Here is an 18622-nt window from a genome sequence, read left to right as displayed (position 1 = left end):
GCTGGTGCTACACGATCGCCGGCCGCATGCTCGACACCATGAGCCCCGCCCCCTCCGCCGCCACCCGCATCGCCCCGGCCCACCTCGCCCTCGCCGCCCTCGTCGCGGCCGTCTGGGGCGTCAACTTCGTCGTCATCGAGATCGGCCTCGACCACTTCCCGCCGCTGCTCTTCTCCGCCCTCCGGTTCCTCGCCGCCGCCCTGCCGGCCGTCTTCCTGGTGGGCCGCCCCACCGTGGCCTGGAAGTGGATCGTCGGCGTCGGACTCGTCCTGGGCGTGGCCAAGTTCGGGCTGCTCTTCACCGGCATGGACCTCGGCGCCCCGGCCGGGCTCTCCTCCCTCGTCCTCCAGATCCAGGCGGTCTTCACCGCCCTCTTCGCCTTCGCCGCCCTCGGTGAACGCCCCGGCCGTCGCAAGGTGGCGGGCATGGCCGTCGCCCTCGCGGGCATCGGCGTGGCGGCCGTCGACGAGGGTGCGTTCGACGGGGGTACGGCGGGGGCGCTCACGGGCTTCGCCCTGGTGGTCGCGGCGGCGGCCTGCTGGGGCGTCTCCAACGTCCTGACCCGCAAGGCCTCCCCGCCCGACGCCCTCAACTTCATGGTCTGGGTCAGCACCGTGCCCGTCCTGCCGCTGCTCGCCCTCTCCCTCCTCCTGGAGGGCCCGGAGCGCGACCTCGCGGCCCTGCGCGGACTCGACTGGACGGGCGTCGGCGTCATCGTCTACGTCGCCTGGATCACGACCGTCTTCGGCTTCGGCGCCTGGGGATGGCTGCTCCGCCGCTATCCCGCCTCGTCCGTCGCGCCCTTCTCGCTCCTCGTCCCCGTCTTCGGCATGTCCTCGGCCGCCCTGTTCCTCGGCGAGGGCGTCAGCCCGCTCCGCTGGTGCGCGGCGGCGCTGCTCGTCGGGGGAGTTGCGCTCACGTCCCTGGCGCCGGGCGGCCGTCCGGCTCCCGCGCCCGTACCGCCGGGGAATTCCCTGGCGTCCCGCGAGCCCGTGAACGTATCGTCGTCGCGTCCCACCAGCGAGGAAAGGCCGGCATGACCTTCGAGCACATCGCCGTCGACGCCCCCGAGCCCGCCTCGGGCGCCGTCCTGCTCGCCGGCATCCCCGGCAGCGGCAAGTCGACCGTCGCGGCGGCCCTCGCGGCCCGCTTCGCCCGCTCCGCGCACATCGAGGTCGACGACCTCCAGGAGCTGATCGTCCAGGGCTGCCACTGGCCCACCCCGGACGGAGACCCGGAGGCCGACCGCCAGATCCTGCTGCGCGCCCGCAACGCCTGCCTCCTCGCGGACAGTTTCGCCTCGGCCGGCTTCCTGCCGGTCCTCGACGACGTCGTCGTACGCCGCTCCCACCTGGACTTCTACCGCGCCCAGGCCAAGGCGGTCCCGCTCCACGTGGTGATCCTGGCCCCCGGCCCCGAGAAGGCCTGGGAACGCAACAACGCCCGGCACAAGAAGCTCACGACCAACTGGGCCTTCCTGGACGAGGCCATGCGCGAGGAACTCTCCGGCGAGGGCGTCTGGATCGACAACGCGCACCAGACGGTCGAGGAGACGGTGGACGCGGTCCTGACGGCGACGGGCCTGACGCCGGAGAAGTAGATCAGCCTTCGGAACGCGGGAACCCGTCCGTCTTCACGACGATCTCCCGCCCTTCGAGGGAGAGGAGCAGGTCCTCGCCAAAGGCGATCTGCTCCTGGTCCACGTAGACGCCGGTGCGGGTGGGGTTGCTGTGGATGGTGCAGGTGTCGTCCGACGGGTCGATGATCACGTAGACCGGGATGGCGCACTCGGCGTACATCCGGAACTTCTTCGTGAAGTCGTTGTCCCGTGTGCTCTTCGAGACGACCTCGATGACGGCCTCAAGGCTGTGCCACTCGAAGCGGCCACGGCTGTTCCGCTCGGAGCCGGGTGCGACGACGGTCAGGTCAGGGGCGTATCCGTAGAGGTGCGACGGGAAGTCGATCATGACGTCCGTCAGCAGCTTGCCCTGCCCGGCGAGCTGCTTCTTGATCTGAGGCGCGGCCTCCAGAAGGATGTCCGACCGGCTCTCGCCCTGCGGCGTCATGATGATCTTCCCGTCCGTGATCTCGACGTGGTAGCCGCGAGGCAGGTTGACGCCGTCCAGGGCGTCCCAGGCGCTGGGAAGGTCCATCAGTATGGTCGCCATGCGATCCTCCGTGTGCCGTTCGTCACCACGATAGCGCCCCGCTACCCCCGCGGCCGGGCCGTCGATCCCCTGAGCAGCAGTTCCCCCGGGACCGTCACCGAACCCCCCGCCGGAGGCTCCTCCGCGCCCATCGCCAGGCGGCCCGCCCTGACCCCCGCCTCGTGCAGCGGCAGTCGTACGGTCGTGAGGGCCGGGACCGCGTCGACCGAGAAGGGCAGGTCGTCGAAGCCCGCCACCGAGACGTCGCCGGGGATGGACAGGCCCCGTTCCCGCAGTGCCGCGCAGACGCCGAGCGCGACCGTGTCGTTGGCGGCGACGACCGCCGTGAGGTCCGGGTCGCGGGTGAGGAGCTCGGCGGTCGCCTCGTAGCCGGACCGGCGGTCGTACGGGCCGTGGACCGTCGGCCCCTCGGCGATCCCCGCCGCCGCGAGCGCCGCCCGGTGGCCTTCGAGCCGGTGCCGGGTCGTCGTCCGGTCGGCCGGCCCCGCCACGTACCCGATGCGCCGGTGGCCGAGCTCCAGCAGGTGCTCGGTCAGGCGCCGCGCGCCGGTGCGGTTGTCGAAGACGAGGGCCGCCGTGTTCGCGTCGCCGGGCACCGGCGGGCGCCCGCACAGCACCACCCGGGTCCCCGCCTCCGCCAGCTTGGCCAGCTTGCCCGCCGTCGCCGCCAGGTGCCCGGGGTCCTCCAGCGAGCCGCCCATGAGGATCACGGCCGCGGCCCGCTGCCGCTGGAGCAGCGTGAGGTAGGTCAGTTCGCGCGCGGGGGAGCCGCCCGTGTTGCAGACGACGGCGAGCTTCTCGCCCCCGGCCCGCCCCGACGCACCCTCCCCGATCGCGCTCTGCGCCGCGCTCGCCATGATCCCGAAGAACGGGTCGGCGATGTCGTTGACCAGCACGCCGACCAGGTCGGACGTGGCGGCGGCCAGCGAGCTGGCGGGGCCGTTGAGGACGTAGTCCAGTTCGTCCACGGCCCGCAGCACCCGTTCGCGGGTCGAGGCGGCGACCGGGTAGTTGCCGTTCAGGACGCGGGAGACGGTCGCGGGGGAGACCCGGGCGCGGGCGGCCACGTCCGCCAGGGTGACGGTCATCGTGTGCGTACCTCCGAGGCCCTTGTCCGGCGTGATGTCGGCAGGTTAGCTTCCTCCCAGACAGAAAGCGCTTTCTATCGAGGCGCGGAATTGCCGGGGAGAGGAAGATTTCGTGACACGCAGGACAGTCCGCATCGCCATGAACGGTGTCACGGGGCGCATGGGCTACCGCCAGCACCTCGTCCGCTCGATCCTCGCCCTGCGCGAACAGGGCGGCCTCGACCTGGGCAACGGCGAGACCCTCTGGCCCGAGCCCGTCCTCGTCGGCCGCCGCGAGCCCGCCCTGCGCGCGCTCGCCGAGCGCCACGGCCTCACCGAGTGGTCCACCGACCTCGACGCCGTCCTCGCCGACGACAGCATCGACATCTACTTCGACGCCCAGGTCACCTCCGCCCGCGTCGACGCGCTCACCAAGGCCATCGCGGCCGGCAAGCACATCTACACCGAGAAGCCCACCGCCGCCGACCTCGCCGGCGCCCTGGAACTGGCGAGGCTCGCCTCGGAGAAGGGCATCAAGCACGGCGTCGTCCAGGACAAGCTGTTCCTGCCGGGCCTGCTCAAGCTCAAGCGGCTCATCGACGGCGGCTTCTTCGGCGAGATCCTGTCCGTGCGCGGCGAGTTCGGCTACTGGGTCTTCGAGGGCGACTGGCAGGACGCCCAGCGCCCGAGCTGGAACTACCGCGCGGAGGACGGCGGCGGCATCGTCGTCGACATGTTCCCGCACTGGGAGTACGTGCTCCACGAGCTCTTCGGCCGGGTCACCTCCGTCACCGCGCACGTCGCCACCCACGTCCCGCGCCGCTGGGACGAGCAGGGCAAGCCCTACGAGGCCACCGCCGACGACGCCGCGTACGGCATCTTCCGGCTGGAGGGCGGCGCGATCGCCCAGATCAACTCCTCCTGGACGGTCCGCGTCAACCGCGACGAGCTCGTCGAGTTCCAGGTGGACGGGACCCACGGCTCCGCCGTCGCCGGACTGCGCGGCTGCCGCGTCCAGCACCGCTCGGCCACCCCGAAGCCCGTGTGGAACCCCGACATCCCGGTCACCGAGTCCTTCCGCGACCAGTGGCAGGAGGTCCCCGACAACGCCGAGTTCAACAACGGCTTCAAGGCGCAGTGGGAGCTCTTCCTGCGGCACGTCACGCTCGGCGAGCCGTACCACTGGGACCTGCTCGCGGGCGCGCGCGGCGTGCAACTCGCCGAGCTGGGCCTGAAGTCGGCCGCCGAGGGCCGTCGCCTCGACGTCCCGGAGGTCTCCCTGTGATCCGCCTCCCGCAGACGGGCGGCGGCGTCCGGGCGTACGAGCCCCGCACCGCCCCCCGCCCCGCCGCCCTCCCCCTCGCCGGTGCCGCGCCGACCTCCCGTACGGTCTTCTCCGCCGCGCACGTCGTCGCCGACCCGTACGCCGACACCTCGCCCGACTCGCCCGCCGCCGTCGACTGGGACGCCACCCTCGCCTTCCGCCGCCACCTCTGGGCCCACGGCCTCGGGGTCGCCGAGGCCATGGACACCGCCCAGCGCGGGATGGGCCTCGACTGGGACGGGGCCGCCGAACTGATCCGCCGCTCCGCCGCCGAGGCGAAGGCCGTCGGCGGCCTCATCGCCTGCGGCGTCGGCACCGACCAGCTCACCGGCCCCGCCGATCTCGCGACGGTCCGCAAGGCGTACGAGGAGCAGCTCGCCCTCGTCGAGGAGACCGGCTCCCAGGCGATCCTCATGGCCTCCCGGGCCCTCGCCGCGGCGGCCGAGACCCCGGACGACTACCTCGACACGTACGGCCATCTGCTCCGCCAGGCGAGCGAGCCCGTGATCCTGCACTGGCTCGGCCCCATGTTCGACCCGGCACTCGACGGGTACTGGGGCTCCAGCGACCTCGACGCCGCGACCGAGACCTTCCTGGAGGTCATCGCCGCCCACCCCGACAAGGTCGACGGCATCAAGGTCTCCCTCCTCGACGCCCGCCGCGAGGTCGAGCTGCGCCGCCGCCTCCCGGACGGCGTCCGCTGCTACACGGGCGACGACTTCCACTACCCGGAGCTGATCGCGGGTGACGAACAGGGCTTCAGCCACGCCCTGCTGGGCATCTTCGACCCCCTCGCCCCGCTCGCGGCCGAGGCGGTCCTGACCCTCGACACCGGCGACGTCGAGGGCTTCCGCGCGATCCTCGACCCGACCGTCGAGCTCTCCCGGCACCTCTTCGAGGCCCCGACGCGCTACTACAAGACGGGCGTCGTCCTCCTCGCCTGGCTCGCCGGCCACCAGGACCACTTCACGATGGTCGGCGGCCTCCAGTCCGCCCGCTCGCTCCCGCACCTCGCCCGGGCCTACGAACTCGCCGACGGACTCGGCCTGTTCCCCGACCCGGCCCTCGCCGAGGCCCGGATGCGATCCCTGCTCACGGTCCACGGAGTACCCCGGTGAACCTCGACCGCTTCAGCGTCAACCAGATGACCGTCAAGCAGCTGACCCTGCCCGAACTGGTCTCCCACTGCGTCCGCCTCGGCATCCCCGGCGTGGGCCTGTGGCGCGCCCCCGTCCAGGAGTACGGAACCGAGGCCGCCGCCGACCTCGTACGGGACGCGGGCCTGACCGTCACCACCCTCTGCCGGGGCGGCTTCTTCACCGCCGACGGATGGGAGGAGGACAACCGCGCGGCGATCGACGAGGCCGTCACGCTCGGCACCGACACCCTCGTCCTGGTCTCCGGCGGCCTCACCCCCGCCTGCCCCGACCTGCCCTCCGCCCGGGCCCGCATCGCCGAGGCCATCGGCGCCCTCGCCCCGTACGCGGGGGAGCGGGGCGTCCGGCTCGCCATCGAGCCGCTGCACCCGATGTACGCCTCCGACCGCTGCGCCGTCTCCACCCTCGACCAGGCCCTGGACATCGCGGAGCGGTTCCCGGCCGACCAGGTGGGCGTCACGGTCGACACGTACCACCTCTGGTGGGACGACCGCGCCCCGGCGGCGGTGGAACGCGCGGGCGCGGCAGGGCGGATCCACTCCTTCCAGCTCGCCGACTGGACCACCCCGCTCCCGGCCGGCGTCCTCAACGGCCGGGGCCAGCTGGGCACGGGCGTGATCGACCTCCGGGCCTGGGCGGACCTGGTCGAGAAGGCCGGCTACACCGGCCCGGTCGAGGTGGAGCTCTTCAACGACGAGCTGTGGGCGCGGGACGGCGTGGAGGTCCTGGAGGAGACCCTGGAACGCTTCCTGGCGGTCTGAGAAGCTGCCCGGCCCCGGTGCGGCGGGGCCGCGGCGAGGCCGCCCGGCCGTGCGGGGCCGGGCGGCCGTGGTCCCCGCGGGGCGCGGGGCCCCGGCCCGGTGGGGTTACTTCTTCGGCTGCGTACCGCCGCCCAGGAGGTCGCCCAGGCCGCCGCCCTTCTTCGTGGCGGCGCGCTTGGTGAGGGCGGCGATGACCACCGGGACCAGGATGTCGACGGCGCGGTCGACCGTGGCCGGCGGGAGACCGGTGCGCTTGGCGACCGCGTTCGCCGCCGGCCGGGCCAGCTTGGCGAGCACGCCGGCCATCAGGCCACCGGCGGCCAGACCGCCGAGCGTGGCGACGCCCTGGAGCGGCGGCTCGGCCGAGGCCACCTCGTCGACGGCGGCCCGCACCTCGTCCGCGCTGCTCGGCTCGGCCGCCGCCTGCCGCAGCTCCCCGGAGAGCTCCGCGACCGAACTGCCCACGAGCTCCCGCGCCCCGGTGTCGTCGGTGCCGACCAGCCCGGCGATCTCCTGGAGCCGGTCGTCCCCGAGCTCGCTCAGCACGTCGTCCTGGAAAGATCCGTCACTCATGCGGACAACGCTATGACGGCCGTTGTGCGTCGGCATGTCGAGAACGTGAGCGACTCCGGGCGGGACGGCACCCGCACCCGACGCGGACGCACGGGTACAGGTAGGCCGTACCGCCTTCCGTAGAATCGGCCATCCGGGTCGGCAGGTCGTCCCCTGCCCTGGTTCCGCCCTCAGGACCGAGCGAACGGACAACGACTCCCATGTACGTCAGCAGGATCCACATCGAGAACATCAAGTCGTTCCACGGTCCCCGCACGGTCGATCTGACGCTGACCCGGCCCGACGGCGGTCATGCCGGCTGGACGGTGCTCGCGGGCCGCAACGGATCGGGCAAGACGACGTTGCTGCGCGCGCTCGCGCTGGCGCTGAGCGGGCCGGTGGCGGCGCGCGGACTCGTCCAGGGCTTCGAGAACTGGATCGCGCGGGGCACTGAGTTCGGCAGCGCCGAGGCCGAGGTCGTGCGCGACAGGACCTTCGACAGGTTCAGCGCCGGCGGAAGGACCGTTGACGAGTTCTGGACGGGAGTCAGGTGGACCGCTCCGGGCGAGGCGAGCGGCCACCGCCGGGGCGCGCAGCCCGCATTGGACGAGATCCGATACGGAAAGGCGCGGGCGACCAGTGCCAGTCCGGCCAGGCGCGGCCCCTGGGCAGACAACCCGGCGGGCTGGTTCTGTGCCGCGTACGGGCCGTTCCGGCGCATGGCGGGCGGTTCCGGAGACGTGCAGCGACTGATGCTGGCCTCCGGCCCGGTCGCACGCCAGGCCAGCCTCTTCCACGAGGACGCCTCCCTCGCCGAGGGCGTCGCCTGGCTGATCGAGCAGCACCTGCGCGCGCTGGAGGGCAAGGAAGGCGCCGAGGCCCTGAAGCGCGCGGCCCTGTCCGTCCTGGGCGACGGACTCCTGCCGGACGGATACCGCGTGGACGACGTGGACTCCGAAGGGCTCTGGGTCACCCGCGACGGACAGCGCTTCCCCCTGCGGGAGATGAGCGACGGCTTCCGTACCGTCGCCTCCCTCGTCGTCGACCTGCTCAAGCAGATCCACGACGCGTTCGGTGACGCGGTGTTCGTCAAGGACGACGAGGGGCCTCGGCTGCTCCGCGTGCCCGGAGTCGTGATCATCGACGAGATCGACGCCCACCTTCACATCACCTGGCAGCGCCGCATCGGCCCGTGGCTGACCTCGCACTTCCCGAACATCCAGTTCATCGTCACCACGCACAGCCCGTACATCTGCCAGGCCGCCGACCCCGGCGGCCTGATCCGCCTCCCCGGCGTCGACGAGGACGCCGCCCCGGAGGTCGTGTCGAAGGACCTGTACGAGCGGGTGGTCTTCGGCAGCGGCGACGACGCCGTCCTCTCGGAGCTGTTCGGCCTGGACACCCCGTATTCCGAACGGGCCGAGCTGCTCCGCGCCGAGTTCGTGGAGATTGAGGGGCGCGTGTACGACGGCGACGCGTCGCAGGACACCCTCGCCCGCTACAAGGAGCTGAAGAGTCTGCTCACGAGCTCGCCGTCGGCCCGTCTCGACGAGATGTCGGCCCGACTCCGGCGAATTTCGCAGGAGTTCGAGGCCGGTGGGGCGGAATGATCCGGCTTTCGCGCGTCGATCTGCCACAGGAGACGACGACGCTGCTGGGGAAGTACACCAAGGAGATAGCGGCACAGGCGACGGAGCAGGCCCGGAAAGACAAGGCCAAGAACCTCTGGGCCGGCCGGCGGACCGTCCGCCCCGCGCTCCTCGCCGCCCTCACCGAGATGGCGCCCGGCCACGCACGCTGCATGTACTGCGGGGACAGCGAGGGCACCGACATCGACCACTTCGATCCGAAGCACCGCACCCCGCTGCGTACCTTCGACTGGCTCAACCATCTCCTCTCCTGCTCGTACTGCAACAGCGGCCGGAAGGGGAGTCGGTTCCCCCTCGACGCCGACGGCGCCCCGCTTCTCGTCGACCCGACCCTGCTGGACCCGCTGGACCACCTGCGCCTCGTTCTGCCCCTCGGGGAGTACCAGGCGAGGACGCCTCAGGGCCAGGCGTGCATCGATGTGTTCGGGCTGAACAGCAGACCCGTCCTGGTCAAGGGACGGGTGGACGCGTACGTGACGGCGCACGGAGCCCTGTTGCACTGGCGTCACGTCACGGACAAGGGGCAGCACGACAAGGCACGGGAGATCGTCCGGGTCTCCTGGGACCGCCCGCTCGTCGACGTGATCGTCGCGATGTTCCACCAGTCCGAGCACGCTGCAGCCGAGGCGCTCTTCGCGGGTGAGGAGGACGTACTGACCCTCCTGCGCGACCCGGAGCTACGGGAAGGGTTCTTGAGCCGGGCGTGACCCTCTCACCGCTGCCTTCCGGGCCGGGGACCCGGAAGGGGTCAGCCGGAGAAGCGGCCGTCCTTGACGGCGGCGACAAAGGCGGACCAACCGTCGGCCGAGAAGACGACAGCGGGGCCGGTCACGGCCTTGCTGTCGCGGACGGGCACGCCGACGTGACCACGGGCCAGCTCAAGGCACTCGCCCTGATCGCCGCCGCTGTAGCTGGACTTGTACCACCCGGTGAGGGAGGACGAGTCGGACACGGTGTGCTCACTGTGGACCATGTGCGTATTCCTCTGCTGCTGCCCTCACGAGGGCCAGTGACTCCTGTCGCGACAGCGCATCGCTCAGAGCCAGAGCGTAGGCCGTGCGACTGACGTTCACCAGGGAGGGATCATCCATCAGGTTGCCCGTGAGGAATGCTTCTACGTAGGCGACCGGGGCGGCGTCCTCGAAGCTCATGAGGGTGAGCAGACTCTGCTGGAGCGCGTGAGCACCGGCGCTGTTCGGCAGCACGTGCAGTCGGATCCGTCCCGCCTCGGCCAAGTCGGCGATCCTGTGAAGCTGTTCAGCCATCACCTGCCGTCCCCCGACCTCGCGCCGAAGCACGGCCTCGTCGAGCAGTGTCCAGACGACAGGATGCGTCGGCCCGTCGAGAAGTCGGGCACGCCTTGTTCGGATGACAACGGCCTCGTCAAGTTCCTCCGCCGTGTGGTTCGGCCGGTACGCCCGGAACAGAGCGCGCGCGTACTCAGGGGTCTGGAGCACGCCGGGAACCAGCGACAGGGCGAACTGCTCGATCGTCGTGGCCTGTAGTTCCAGCTCGGCGGCAGCCGCGAAGTGGTCGGCGTACTTGGACTCCAGGTCCTCCAGCCACCGTTCGAAGAACCCGCCCGTCCCCAGCGCCCGGTCGATCCGCCGCGCGTCATCGGGTTTCGGAAGCCGTCTCCCGGCCTCGAAGTGGCTGATCAGCGTGGGCGAACACACGACTTGGTCGCCCAGCTCCTCCTGAGTGAGGCCGGCCGCGATCCGCCGCAGCCTCAACTCCTCCCCGTACTTCTGGCGCGGTGTGCGCGGCTTTCGACGCTGCTCCATGCGGCCAACTCCCCAACCTGACGAGTGTCCTGTCAAGCTCCCGGTACTGGAAGCGTAGCCAGCCCCGACCCCACTCTGTGAGGAGATCGCCACATAGCGCGACGAAAGAAGGCAGGTTGTCATGACATCTCATCTCTCCCGTCTCCGAGGGGCGTTCGCGTGGTTCCTCCCCTCCCGGTGGCGGCGGAACCCGCGCTCGCGGCAGGCCGCGTACCGCCCCACGTACCCGTACTCCTGCGCCTACGTCGGAGGACCGACCGCGCACCACATCGGAAGCCGTCCGCCGCGAGGCGAGGACAGCCCGCTGGTGCGTCCGTACCTCCTCGCCGACGAGCGGCGGACGGTCGCCCGGCGCGCCTTGCGGATCGTGGGACCGAGCGTGGACATCCGTACGCTGCCGGCCCTCCCCGTCGGGGCGGCGTCGTGACCGCCGGACGGCTGCTGCCCTGGACCGGGGAGGGAGGCCGTCCCTGTTATCTGCTGGGCGACGGGTCGGGCCGGGTGTCACGGCTCGCCGACGACATCGAGGGCATCCAGCTCGGAATGGCCGGCGGACTCCTCGGCCATGCCGCCGAGCTGCTCGCGGACCGGCGGGTGACCGAGAGCGAGCTGCACTACCTCGCCAGTCGGCTCAGCGAGTCCCTGCGGGACGTGAAGCGGGTCGCGGACAGCCGTGGGGCACGGCTGGAACAGCGGGAATCCTGAAGGGTTTCCACAGGCGGTGTCCGAACTGTCCGAGGTCTTCGCTACCTTCGGGGCATGTCCAACGAAGATCGCGGGCCGGGGTCGGCAGTGCTCGAAGGGGTTCTGGAGCGGACCCCACCTCACCAAATCAATGTGATCTGGACCACTCAAGGGTTCAGGCGGGGTCGCCGCTGTGCCCGAAGACGAGCGCGGCTTTGACCGTGTCGACATGGTCGGGGCACGAGAGGTAGGCCTTCCGCTTCCTGAACAGTCCCCGTGAGGTGGACACCCGGTGTGTGGCCCATGCCAGCCCTTTGTGGAACGAGGCTGTCTCAGGGTCCACGTAGGTGCAGCCCTTGATGTCACAGGCGGGCGGGTCGGTCTGGAACGGGTCGATCATGTGCCAGCCCATTTGCAGCACATCACGTGTGGAGATGCCGCCGAGCCTCATCTGCTCGGAAGTCATGTAGCGGACCTCTTGGGTGACGACCGTGCGGCCGTGGATGAGCTCTTGGTTGGCAGGCATGGGCGGACCCTACTCACAGGGCGAGCGCTCACGGAACAGGATCTCCTCTGTCGGTGGCGGGCGATAGCCTCCCTGGCATCGGAGACGTAGGAAGCCAGGTGGGGCATGCCCGGTAGGGGAGTTGAGTCGCAGCAAGGCAGCCGCCAGGGTGTTTGTGAAGTGACTGGGGTCCTGGAGCGGATCACCTATGCCAACGAGGAGAGCGGGTACACGGTCGCCCGGGTCGACACCGGGCGCGGGGCCGGGGACCTGCTCACCGTGGTCGGTTCGCTGCTCGGCGCGCAGCCGGGGGAGTCGCTGCGGATGGAGGGGCGCTGGGGCTCCCACCCGCAGTACGGCAAACAGTTCACCGTCGACAACTACACGACGGTCCTGCCCGCCACGATCCAGGGCATCCGCCGCTATCTCGGCTCCGGCCTGGTCAAGGGCATCGGCCCCGTCTTCGCCGACCGCATCACGCAGCACTTCGGCCTGGACACCCTCGACATCCTCGAAGAGTCCCCCGCGCGGCTGATCGAGGTCCCGGGCCTGGGCCCCAAGCGCACCGGGAACATCACGGCGGCCTGGGAGGAGCAGAAGGCGATCAAGGAGGTGATGGTCTTCCTCCAGGGCGTCGGCGTCTCCACCTCCATCGCCGTGCGCATCTACAAGAAGTACGGGGACGCCTCCATCTCCGTCGTGCGGAACCAGCCCTACCGGCTCGCCGCCGACGTCTGGGGCATCGGCTTCCTCACCGCCGACCGCATCGCCCAGGCCGTCGGCATCCCGCACGACAGCCCGGACCGGGTGAAGGCCGGCCTCCAGTACGCCCTGTCGCAGTCCACCGACCAGGGCCACTGCTTCCTGCCCGAGGAGCGGCTGATCGCCGACGCGGTCAAGCTCCTCCAGGTCGACACGGGGCTCGTCATCGAGTGCCTGGCCGAGCTCGCGGAGGACCCCGAGGGGGTCGTACGGGAGTCGGTGCCCGGCCCCGAGGGCGCGCCGGTCACCGCTGTCTACCTGGTCCCCTTCCACCGTGCCGAGCTGTCGCTGGCCGGGCAGCTCGGCCGGCTGCTGCGGACCGACGAGGACCGGATGCCCGCCTTCCGGGACGTGGCCTGGGACAAGGCGCTGGCCTGGCTCGCCGATCGCACCGGGGCCACCCTCGCGCCGGAGCAGGAGGAGGCGGTGCGGCTCGCCCTGACCCGCAAGGTCGCGGTCCTGACGGGCGGCCCGGGCTGCGGCAAGTCCTTCACGGTCCGCTCGATCGTGGAGCTGGCCCGCGCCAAGCGGGCCAAGGTGGTGCTCGCCGCGCCCACCGGGCGGGCCGCCAAGCGGCTCGCCGAGCTGACCGGCGCCGAGGCCTCCACCGTCCACCGGCTCCTGGAGCTCAAGCCGGGCGGGGACGCGGCCTACGACCGGGACCGGCCGCTCGACGCCGACCTGGTCGTGGTCGACGAGGCCTCCATGCTCGACCTGCTCCTGGCGAACAAGCTGGTCAAGGCGGTGGCACCCGGTGCCCATCTGCTCCTCGTGGGGGACGTGGACCAGCTTCCCTCGGTCGGCGCCGGCGAGGTCCTCGGCGATCTGCTGGCCCCCGGCAGCCCCGTACCCGCCGTGCGGCTGACCCGGATCTTCCGTCAGGCCCAGCAGTCCGGGGTGGTCACCAACGCGCACCGGATCAACGCCGGGACCCCGCCCCTCACGCAGGGCCTGCCGGACTTCTTCCTCTTCGTCGAGGAGGAGACGGAGGACGCCGCCCGGGTCGCCGTGGACGTCGCGGCCCGGCGGATTCCGGCCAAGTTCGGCCTCGACCCGCGCCGGGACGTCCAGGTCCTGGCCCCCATGCACCGGGGTCCGGCGGGTGCCGGCTCGCTCAACGGACTGCTCCAGCAGGCGATCACCCCGGCCCGCCCCGACCTGCCGGAGAAGCGGTTCGGCGGCCGGGTCTTCCGGGTCGGCGACAAGGTCACCCAGATCCGCAACAACTACGACAAGGGAACCAACGGGGTCTTCAACGGCACGGTCGGCGTCGTCACCGCCTTGGACGCCGTCGAGCAGCGGCTCACGGTGCGGACGGACGAGGATGAGGAGGTGCCGTACGACTTCGACGAGCTGGACGAACTCGCCCACGCGTACGCGGTCACCATCCACCGTTCGCAGGGCAGTGAGTATCCGGCGGTGGTGATCCCGGTCACGATGAGTGCCTGGATGATGCTGCAGAGGAACCTGCTGTACACGGCGGTGACCCGCGCCAAGAAGCTCGTCGTCCTGGTCGGCTCCCGTCGGGCGATCGCCCAGGCGGTCCGTACGGTCTCGGCGGGCAGGCGCTTTACCGCACTGGCCCATCGGCTCACAGGTGGCGCCCTCGTGTGAAAGATCACGGAGGACTACCGGAACCGGGGCGAAGGGGGCAGGATATGAAGGTTGGCGGCACTGAGTGCCGCCGATTGGCCCAATGGTCGACCCCGAGTGCACTCTCCTGAGCCAAATGGGGGATGGTAGAGACAGTCAGGGCACCTCGAAGAAGAGGCACTACGTCGGTGAGGGATGACGTGAGCGACAACTCTGTAGTACTGCGGTACGCGGACGGTGAATACACCTACCCGGTGGTCGAGAGCACCGTCGGCGACATGGGCTTCGACATCGGGAAACTCCGAGCCCAGACCGGTCTGGTCACCCTGGACAGCGGATACGGCAACACCGCCGCCTATAAATCCGCGATCACCTACCTCGATGGTGAGCAGGGGATTCTGCGGTACCGCGGCTACCCCATCGAGCAGCTGGCCGAGCGCTCCACCTTCCTTGAGGTGGCGTACCTGCTGATCAACGGTGAGCTTCCCAAGGTCGACGAGCTGTCGACCTTCAAGAACGAGATCACGCAGCACACGCTGGTCCACGAGGACGTCAAGAACTTCTTCCGCGGTTTCCCGCGGGACGCCCACCCGATGGCGATGCTGTCGTCGGTGGTCTCCGCGCTGTCCACCTTCTACCAGGACAGCCACAACCCGTTCGACGAGAAGCAGCGCCACCTCTCCACGATCCGGCTGCTCGCCAAGCTGCCGACGATCGCGGCGTACGCGTACAAGAAGTCGATCGGCCACCCCTTCGTCTACCCGCGCAACGACCTCGGCTACGTCGAGAACTTCCTGCGCATGACCTTCTCGGTCCCGGCGCAGGAGTACGACCTCGACCCGGTCGTCGTCGCCGCGCTCGACAAGTTGCTGATCCTGCACGCGGACCACGAGCAGAACTGTTCGACCTCCACCGTGCGTCTGGTCGGCTCCTCGCAGGCGAACATGTTCGCCTCGATCTCCGCCGGCATCTCGGCCCTGTGGGGCCCGCTGCACGGTGGCGCCAACCAGTCGGTCCTGGAGATGCTGGAAGGCATCCAGGCCAACGGTGGCGATGTCGACGCCTTCATCCGCAAGGTGAAGAACAAGGAGGACGGCGTCCGCCTGATGGGCTTCGGCCACCGGGTGTACAAGTCCTTCGACCCCCGCGCCAAGATCATCAAGGCGGCGGCGCACGATGTCCTCTCGGCGCTCGGCAAGGACGACGCGCTGCTGGACATCGCGCTCAAGCTGGAGGAGCACGCGCTCTCCGACGAGTACTTCGTCTCGCGCAACCTCTACCCGAACGTGGACTTCTACACGGGCCTGATCTACCGCGCCATGGGCTTCCCGACCGAGATGTTCACCGTGCTCTTCGCGATCGGCCGTCTGCCGGGCTGGATCGCCCAGTGGCACGAGATGATCAAGGAGCCGGGTTCCCGCATCGGCCGCCCGCGCCAGATCTACACGGGCGAGGTCCTCCGCGACTTCGTCCCGGTCGAGGCCCGCTAGTCCTTCGCCGGACCTGACGTGACCTCGGCGAGTGAGCCGAAGGGGCGCGTCGGTGTCGAGAGGGCAGGGGGGTACCTCCCTGCTCGAGCGAAGTCGAGAGCTTGGGGGAGCGCGGAGGGCCCGACGTAGGAGGGCCGAGCACGATCGCCCTCTCGACACCGACTGGAGCGCCCCGGAGGCGAACCGAGCCTCAAGAAGTACAGAGAAGCGCCCCGCCGCCGATCCCCCCACGGGTCGACGGTCGGGGCGCTTCCCGTTTTCCCGGTGCGGATTCCCCCCACGGGATCCGGGCCGGGCGTCTGCCTGCGTCAGCAGTCGCTGCGCGGGTCGGGCAGAGCGGCGGTCTGCCGGGGTCCGTACGGGAGGGCCGCTCAAAGCTCCCCGGTGCACGTCCCCCGGCCAACGCTTGCCTAGGGACGTCCCCCAAGACATCCCATGAACGTCCCCCAAGACGTTCTCGGCATCGCCCACTTAGACTCGCGAACAGCCCAGATGGTTACCCCCCAATATCTGTGATCTGGATCTCTTTGTGAAGGTCCTGTGCGTCACGTGGAGGTGAATTCACGTGAACCGGCGCAGCCGCAGACTGTTGGATACGACGAAGACGGACGAAAAGGCCATCGCGAGGCCGGCGATCATCGGGTTGAGGAGTCCGGCCGCGGCCAGCGGCAGCGCCGCCACGTTGTAGCCGAAGGCCCAGGCGAGGTTGCCCTTGATCGTCGCGAGGGTCCGGCGGGAGAGCCGGATGGCGTCCGCCGCGACCCGCAGGTCCCCCCGTACCAGGGTCAGATCGCTCGCTTCGATCGCCGCGTCCGTGCCCGTGCCCATCGCCAGGCCGAGGTCCGCCGTGGCCAGGGCGGCGGCGTCGTTGACCCCGTCGCCGACCATCGCGACCGTCCGGCCCTCCTCCTGGAGCCGCCGGATCACCCCGGCCTTCTCCTCGGGCAGCACGTCGGCGACGACCTCGTCGATGCCGACCTCCGCCGCCACGGCCTCGGCGACCGCCCGGTGGTCCCCGGTGAGCAGTACCGGCCGCAGGCCCAGGCCGCGCAGCAGGGCGACCGCCTCGGCGCTGGTGTCCTTGACGGTGTCGGCGACGGTGAGGGTGCCCCGGGCGACTCCGTCCCAGGCGACGTGGACGGCGCCGGGCTCGGGGGCCCCGGGCACCTCGACGCCCTCCGCGGCGAGGAGGGCGGCGCGTCCGACGAGGACCAGCCGGCCGTCGACGGAGCCGCGCACCCCGAGCCCGGGGACGTTCTCGAAGGCCTTCGGTACGGGGAGCTCTCCGCACCGCTCGGCGGCGGCCGCCGCGACCGCGCGGGCGACCGGGTGCTCGGAGGAGTGCTCCAGGGCGCCCGCGAGCCGCAGCAGCTCGGTCTCGTCGGTGGCCTCGGTGCCGTACCTGCCTCCGTACACGCGGACGCCGGTCAGCCGCATCCGGCCCGTGGTCACCGTCCCCGTCTTGTCGAGGACGACGGTGTCGACGCGGCGGGTGGACTCCAGGACCTCGGGGCCCTTGATCAGGATGCCGAGCTGGGCGCCGCGGCCGGTGCCGACCATGAGCGCGGTCGGCGTCGCGAGGCCCAGGGCGCAGGGGCAGGCGATGATCAGGACGGCGACGGCGGCGGTGAACGAGGCGGTCGGGTCGTCCGTCAGCAGGAGCCAGGTGACGAGGGTGCCGAGGGCGATGAGGAGCACCACGGGGACGAAGACGGCGGAGATCCGGTCGGCGAGCCGCTGCACCTCGGCCTTGCCGTTCTGGGCGTCCTCGACGAGCTTCGCCATCCGGGCGAGCCGGGTGTCGGCGCCGACGGAACCGGCCCGGACGAGGAGCCGGCCGGAGACGTTGACGCAGCCGCCGGTCACCTCGGAGCCCTCGGTGACGTCCAGCGGCATCGACTCGCCGGTGAGCAGGGAGGCGTCGACGGCGGACGCGCCCTCGGTGACGGTGCCGTCGGTGGCGATCTTCTCCCCGGGGCGTACGACGAAGAGGTCGCCGGCCCGCAGCTCCGCGACCGGGATCCGTACCTCCGTGGTCCCGCGCAGGACGGCCACGTCCTTGGCGCCGAGCTCCATCAGGGCCCGTAGCGCGGCGCCCGCCTTCCGCTTGGCGCGGGCCTCCAGGTAGCGGCCGAGGAGGATGAAGGTGACGACTCCGGCCGCGACCTCCAGGTAGATGGTGGAGGTGCCGTGGGCGCGGTCCACGGTGAGGTCGAAGTCGTGGCGCATCCCGGGCATGCCCGCGTCGCCGAGGAAGAGTGCCCAGAGCGACCAGCCGTAGGCGGCGAGGGTGCCGACCGAGACGAGGGTGTCCATGGTGGCGGCGCCGTGCCGGAGGTTGGTCCAGGCGGCCCGGTGGAAGGGGAGTCCGCCCCAGACGACGACGGGGGAGGCCAGGGTGAGCGAGAGCCACTGCCAGTTGTCGAACTGGAGCGCCGGGACCATGGCGAGCAGGATCACGGGCGCGGCGAGGACGGCGGAGACGGTCAGCCGCTGCCGGAGGGAGGCGAGCTCGGGGTCCTCCGGCGCCTCGTGCGCGGGGCTCGGTTCGGGCTCCGGTGGCGGGGGTTCCTCGGCGGTGTAGCCGGTCTTCACCACGGTGGCGATCAGCGCGTCGGCCCCGACCTCCGGCGGGTGCTCGATCCGCGCCTTCTCGGTGGCGTAGTTGACGGTGGCCGTCACGCCGTCCATGCGGTTGAGCTTCTTCTCGACGCGGGCCGCGCAGGAGGCGCAGGTCATCCCGCCGATCGTCAGCTCGGTGACGGTGACGGGAGCCCCGGAGGCGAGGGCGGGGGCGTCGGTGGGCGTGGAGGTCATGTGCGGTTCCAAAGGGGAGCAGGGCCGTACCCCGGTAACGGTACGGCCCTGCGAGACGTCGGCTGCGGGGGTGGGTCAGACCAGCTCGTAGCCGGCCTCGTCCACGGCGGCGCGCACGGCGGCCTCGTCGAGCGGGGCGTCGGAGACGACGGTGACCTGGCCGGTGGAGGCGACGGCCGTGACGGAGGAGACGCCGGGGAGCTCGGAGATCTCGCTGGAGACGGCACCTTCGCAGTGGCCGCAGGTCATGCCCTTGACCTGGTAGACGGTGGTGAGTTCGGTCTTCGTCTCAGCGGTCATGGCGTTCTC

General features: G+C 71.0%; 19 protein-coding genes. 11 read left to right on the top strand and 8 right to left on the bottom strand.

Translation table 11 applies throughout. The features are described from left to right. Nucleotides 1-68 precede the first annotated feature (68 nt). Both OG580_RS12415 and OG580_RS12410 read left to right on the top strand, forming a co-directional pair. Complete coding sequence (locus OG580_RS12415; RefSeq protein WP_267047981.1) at nt 69-1040, top strand: EamA family transporter; 972 nt, start codon at nt 69-71, stop codon at nt 1038-1040. Next, nucleotides 1037-1600, top strand: a complete 564-nt coding sequence (locus OG580_RS12410; RefSeq protein ID WP_267043725.1) for an AAA family ATPase — start codon at nt 1037-1039, stop codon at nt 1598-1600. The genes OG580_RS12415 and OG580_RS12410 overlap by 4 nt, the downstream gene beginning before the upstream one ends. A 1-nt stretch (nt 1601) precedes the next feature. Here OG580_RS12410 and OG580_RS12405 read toward each other — a convergent pair whose 3' ends face one another. Together OG580_RS12405 and OG580_RS12400 are read right to left on the bottom strand one after the other, a co-directional pair. After that, nucleotides 1602-2168 (bottom strand): Uma2 family endonuclease, encoded by a 567-nt coding sequence (locus OG580_RS12405; protein WP_267043724.1) that lies wholly within the window; start codon nt 2166-2168, stop codon nt 1602-1604. 41 nt (nt 2169-2209) lie between these two features. Then, nucleotides 2210-3256 carry a LacI family DNA-binding transcriptional regulator gene (locus OG580_RS12400; RefSeq protein WP_267043723.1) on the bottom strand — a complete coding sequence of 349 codons (1047 nt, stop codon included), beginning with the start codon at nt 3254-3256 and terminating at the stop codon, nt 2210-2212. Nucleotides 3257-3368: 112 nt separating this feature from the next. Between OG580_RS12400 and OG580_RS12395 the strand changes: the two genes are divergently transcribed. Genes OG580_RS12395 through OG580_RS12385 form a run of 3 tightly spaced genes read left to right on the top strand, consistent with a single transcriptional unit; the run spans nt 3369 to nt 6477 of the window. Further along, nucleotides 3369-4520, top strand: coding sequence for a Gfo/Idh/MocA family protein (locus OG580_RS12395; RefSeq protein ID WP_267043722.1), 1152 nt, complete (start codon nt 3369-3371; stop codon nt 4518-4520). Continuing rightward, a complete protein-coding gene (locus OG580_RS12390) occupies nt 4517-5677 on the top strand; it encodes a dihydrodipicolinate synthase family protein (RefSeq protein ID WP_267043721.1) in 1161 nt (386 codons plus the stop codon). The genes OG580_RS12395 and OG580_RS12390 overlap by 4 nt, the downstream gene beginning before the upstream one ends. Continuing rightward, on the top strand, nt 5674-6477 hold the full coding sequence (locus tag OG580_RS12385; RefSeq protein ID WP_267043720.1) for a sugar phosphate isomerase/epimerase: 804 nt from the start codon (nt 5674-5676) through the stop codon (nt 6475-6477). The genes OG580_RS12390 and OG580_RS12385 overlap by 4 nt, the downstream gene beginning before the upstream one ends. A 105-nt stretch (nt 6478-6582) precedes the next feature. On the opposite strand, the gene OG580_RS12380 is transcribed toward OG580_RS12385, so the two are convergent. Further along, a complete protein-coding gene (locus OG580_RS12380; RefSeq protein WP_267043719.1) occupies nt 6583-7050 on the bottom strand; it encodes a DUF937 domain-containing protein in 468 nt (155 codons plus the stop codon). A 200-nt stretch (nt 7051-7250) separates the two neighbouring features. Between OG580_RS12380 and OG580_RS12375 the strand changes: the two genes are divergently transcribed. Then, a complete protein-coding gene (locus OG580_RS12375; protein ID WP_267043718.1) occupies nt 7251-8639 on the top strand; it encodes an AAA family ATPase in 1389 nt (462 codons plus the stop codon). Further along, on the top strand, nt 8636-9385 hold the full coding sequence (locus tag OG580_RS12370; RefSeq protein WP_267043717.1) for an HNH endonuclease: 750 nt from the start codon (nt 8636-8638) through the stop codon (nt 9383-9385). The genes OG580_RS12375 and OG580_RS12370 overlap by 4 nt, the downstream gene beginning before the upstream one ends. A 41-nt stretch (nt 9386-9426) precedes the next feature. On the opposite strand, the gene OG580_RS12365 is transcribed toward OG580_RS12370, so the two are convergent. Together OG580_RS12365 and OG580_RS12360 are read right to left on the bottom strand one after the other, a co-directional pair. Continuing rightward, complete coding sequence (locus OG580_RS12365) at nt 9427-9651, bottom strand: DUF397 domain-containing protein (RefSeq protein ID WP_267043716.1); 225 nt, start codon at nt 9649-9651, stop codon at nt 9427-9429. Continuing rightward, entirely contained in the window at nt 9638-10462 is an 825-nt protein-coding gene (locus OG580_RS12360; protein WP_267043715.1) for a helix-turn-helix transcriptional regulator, read from the bottom strand. The genes OG580_RS12365 and OG580_RS12360 overlap by 14 nt, the downstream gene beginning before the upstream one ends. A 121-nt stretch (nt 10463-10583) precedes the next feature. Between OG580_RS12360 and OG580_RS12355 the strand changes: the two genes are divergently transcribed. Then, a complete protein-coding gene (locus tag OG580_RS12355; protein ID WP_267043714.1) occupies nt 10584-10889 on the top strand; it encodes a hypothetical protein in 306 nt (101 codons plus the stop codon). Then, nucleotides 10886-11167 (top strand): hypothetical protein, encoded by a 282-nt coding sequence (locus OG580_RS12350; protein WP_267043713.1) that lies wholly within the window; start codon nt 10886-10888, stop codon nt 11165-11167. Before OG580_RS12355 ends, OG580_RS12350 begins: the two co-directional genes overlap by 4 nt. 154 nt (nt 11168-11321) lie before the next feature. Here OG580_RS12350 and OG580_RS12345 read toward each other — a convergent pair whose 3' ends face one another. Next, on the bottom strand, nt 11322-11672 hold the full coding sequence (locus OG580_RS12345; protein ID WP_267043712.1) for a hypothetical protein: 351 nt from the start codon (nt 11670-11672) through the stop codon (nt 11322-11324). 159 nt (nt 11673-11831) lie between these two features. On the opposite strand from OG580_RS12345, the gene OG580_RS12340 reads away from it, so the two are divergent. Then, nucleotides 11832-14027 (top strand): ATP-dependent RecD-like DNA helicase, encoded by a 2196-nt coding sequence (locus tag OG580_RS12340; RefSeq protein ID WP_267043711.1) that lies wholly within the window; start codon nt 11832-11834, stop codon nt 14025-14027. Nucleotides 14028-14206: 179 nt separating this feature from the next. Continuing rightward, nucleotides 14207-15496: a citrate synthase gene (locus tag OG580_RS12335; protein ID WP_267043710.1), complete on the top strand. Its 1290-nt coding sequence runs from the start codon at nt 14207-14209 to the stop codon at nt 15494-15496. A 561-nt stretch (nt 15497-16057) separates the two neighbouring features. Here OG580_RS12335 and OG580_RS12330 read toward each other — a convergent pair. After that, the gene (locus OG580_RS12330) at nt 16058-18313 is read right to left on the bottom strand and encodes a cation-translocating P-type ATPase (RefSeq protein WP_267043709.1); all 2256 of its coding nucleotides are present in this window, start codon (nt 18311-18313) and stop codon (nt 16058-16060) included. Nucleotides 18314-18388: 75 nt separating this feature from the next. After that, a complete protein-coding gene (locus OG580_RS12325) occupies nt 18389-18613 on the bottom strand; it encodes a heavy-metal-associated domain-containing protein (RefSeq protein ID WP_267043708.1) in 225 nt (74 codons plus the stop codon). Nucleotides 18614-18622 lie beyond the last annotated feature (9 nt).

The organism is Streptomyces sp. NBC_00094 (assembly GCF_026343125.1).
In the GTDB taxonomy this organism is placed as follows: Bacteria; Actinomycetota; Actinomycetes; order Streptomycetales; family Streptomycetaceae; genus Streptomyces.
Note: the sequence above shows the minus strand (reverse complement) of the source record. Positions and strands in the feature narration are given on the sequence as shown.

Excerpts from the sequence above, each read along its gene's own strand:
- OG580_RS12410 (WP_267043725.1), top strand. The coding sequence starts at position 1,037 with ATGACCTTCGAGCACATCGCCGTCGACGCCCCCGAGCCCGCCTCGGGC.
- OG580_RS12405 (WP_267043724.1), bottom strand. The coding sequence starts at position 2,168 with ATGGCGACCATACTGATGGACCTTCCCAGCGCCTGGGACGCCCTGGAC.
- OG580_RS12400 (WP_267043723.1), bottom strand. The coding sequence starts at position 3,256 with ATGACCGTCACCCTGGCGGACGTGGCCGCCCGCGCCCGGGTCTCCCCC.
- OG580_RS12380 (WP_267043719.1), bottom strand. The coding sequence starts at position 7,050 with ATGAGTGACGGATCTTTCCAGGACGACGTGCTGAGCGAGCTCGGGGAC.
- OG580_RS12375 (WP_267043718.1), top strand. The coding sequence starts at position 7,251 with ATGTACGTCAGCAGGATCCACATCGAGAACATCAAGTCGTTCCACGGT.
- OG580_RS12370 (WP_267043717.1), top strand. The coding sequence starts at position 8,636 with ATGATCCGGCTTTCGCGCGTCGATCTGCCACAGGAGACGACGACGCTG.
- OG580_RS12365 (WP_267043716.1), bottom strand. The coding sequence starts at position 9,651 with ATGGTCCACAGTGAGCACACCGTGTCCGACTCGTCCTCCCTCACCGGG.
- OG580_RS12360 (WP_267043715.1), bottom strand. The coding sequence starts at position 10,462 with ATGGAGCAGCGTCGAAAGCCGCGCACACCGCGCCAGAAGTACGGGGAG.
- OG580_RS12355 (WP_267043714.1), top strand. The coding sequence starts at position 10,584 with ATGACATCTCATCTCTCCCGTCTCCGAGGGGCGTTCGCGTGGTTCCTC.
- OG580_RS12345 (WP_267043712.1), bottom strand. The coding sequence starts at position 11,672 with ATGCCTGCCAACCAAGAGCTCATCCACGGCCGCACGGTCGTCACCCAA.
- OG580_RS12330 (WP_267043709.1), bottom strand. The coding sequence starts at position 18,313 with ATGACCTCCACGCCCACCGACGCCCCCGCCCTCGCCTCCGGGGCTCCC.
- OG580_RS12325 (WP_267043708.1), bottom strand. The coding sequence starts at position 18,613 with ATGACCGCTGAGACGAAGACCGAACTCACCACCGTCTACCAGGTCAAG.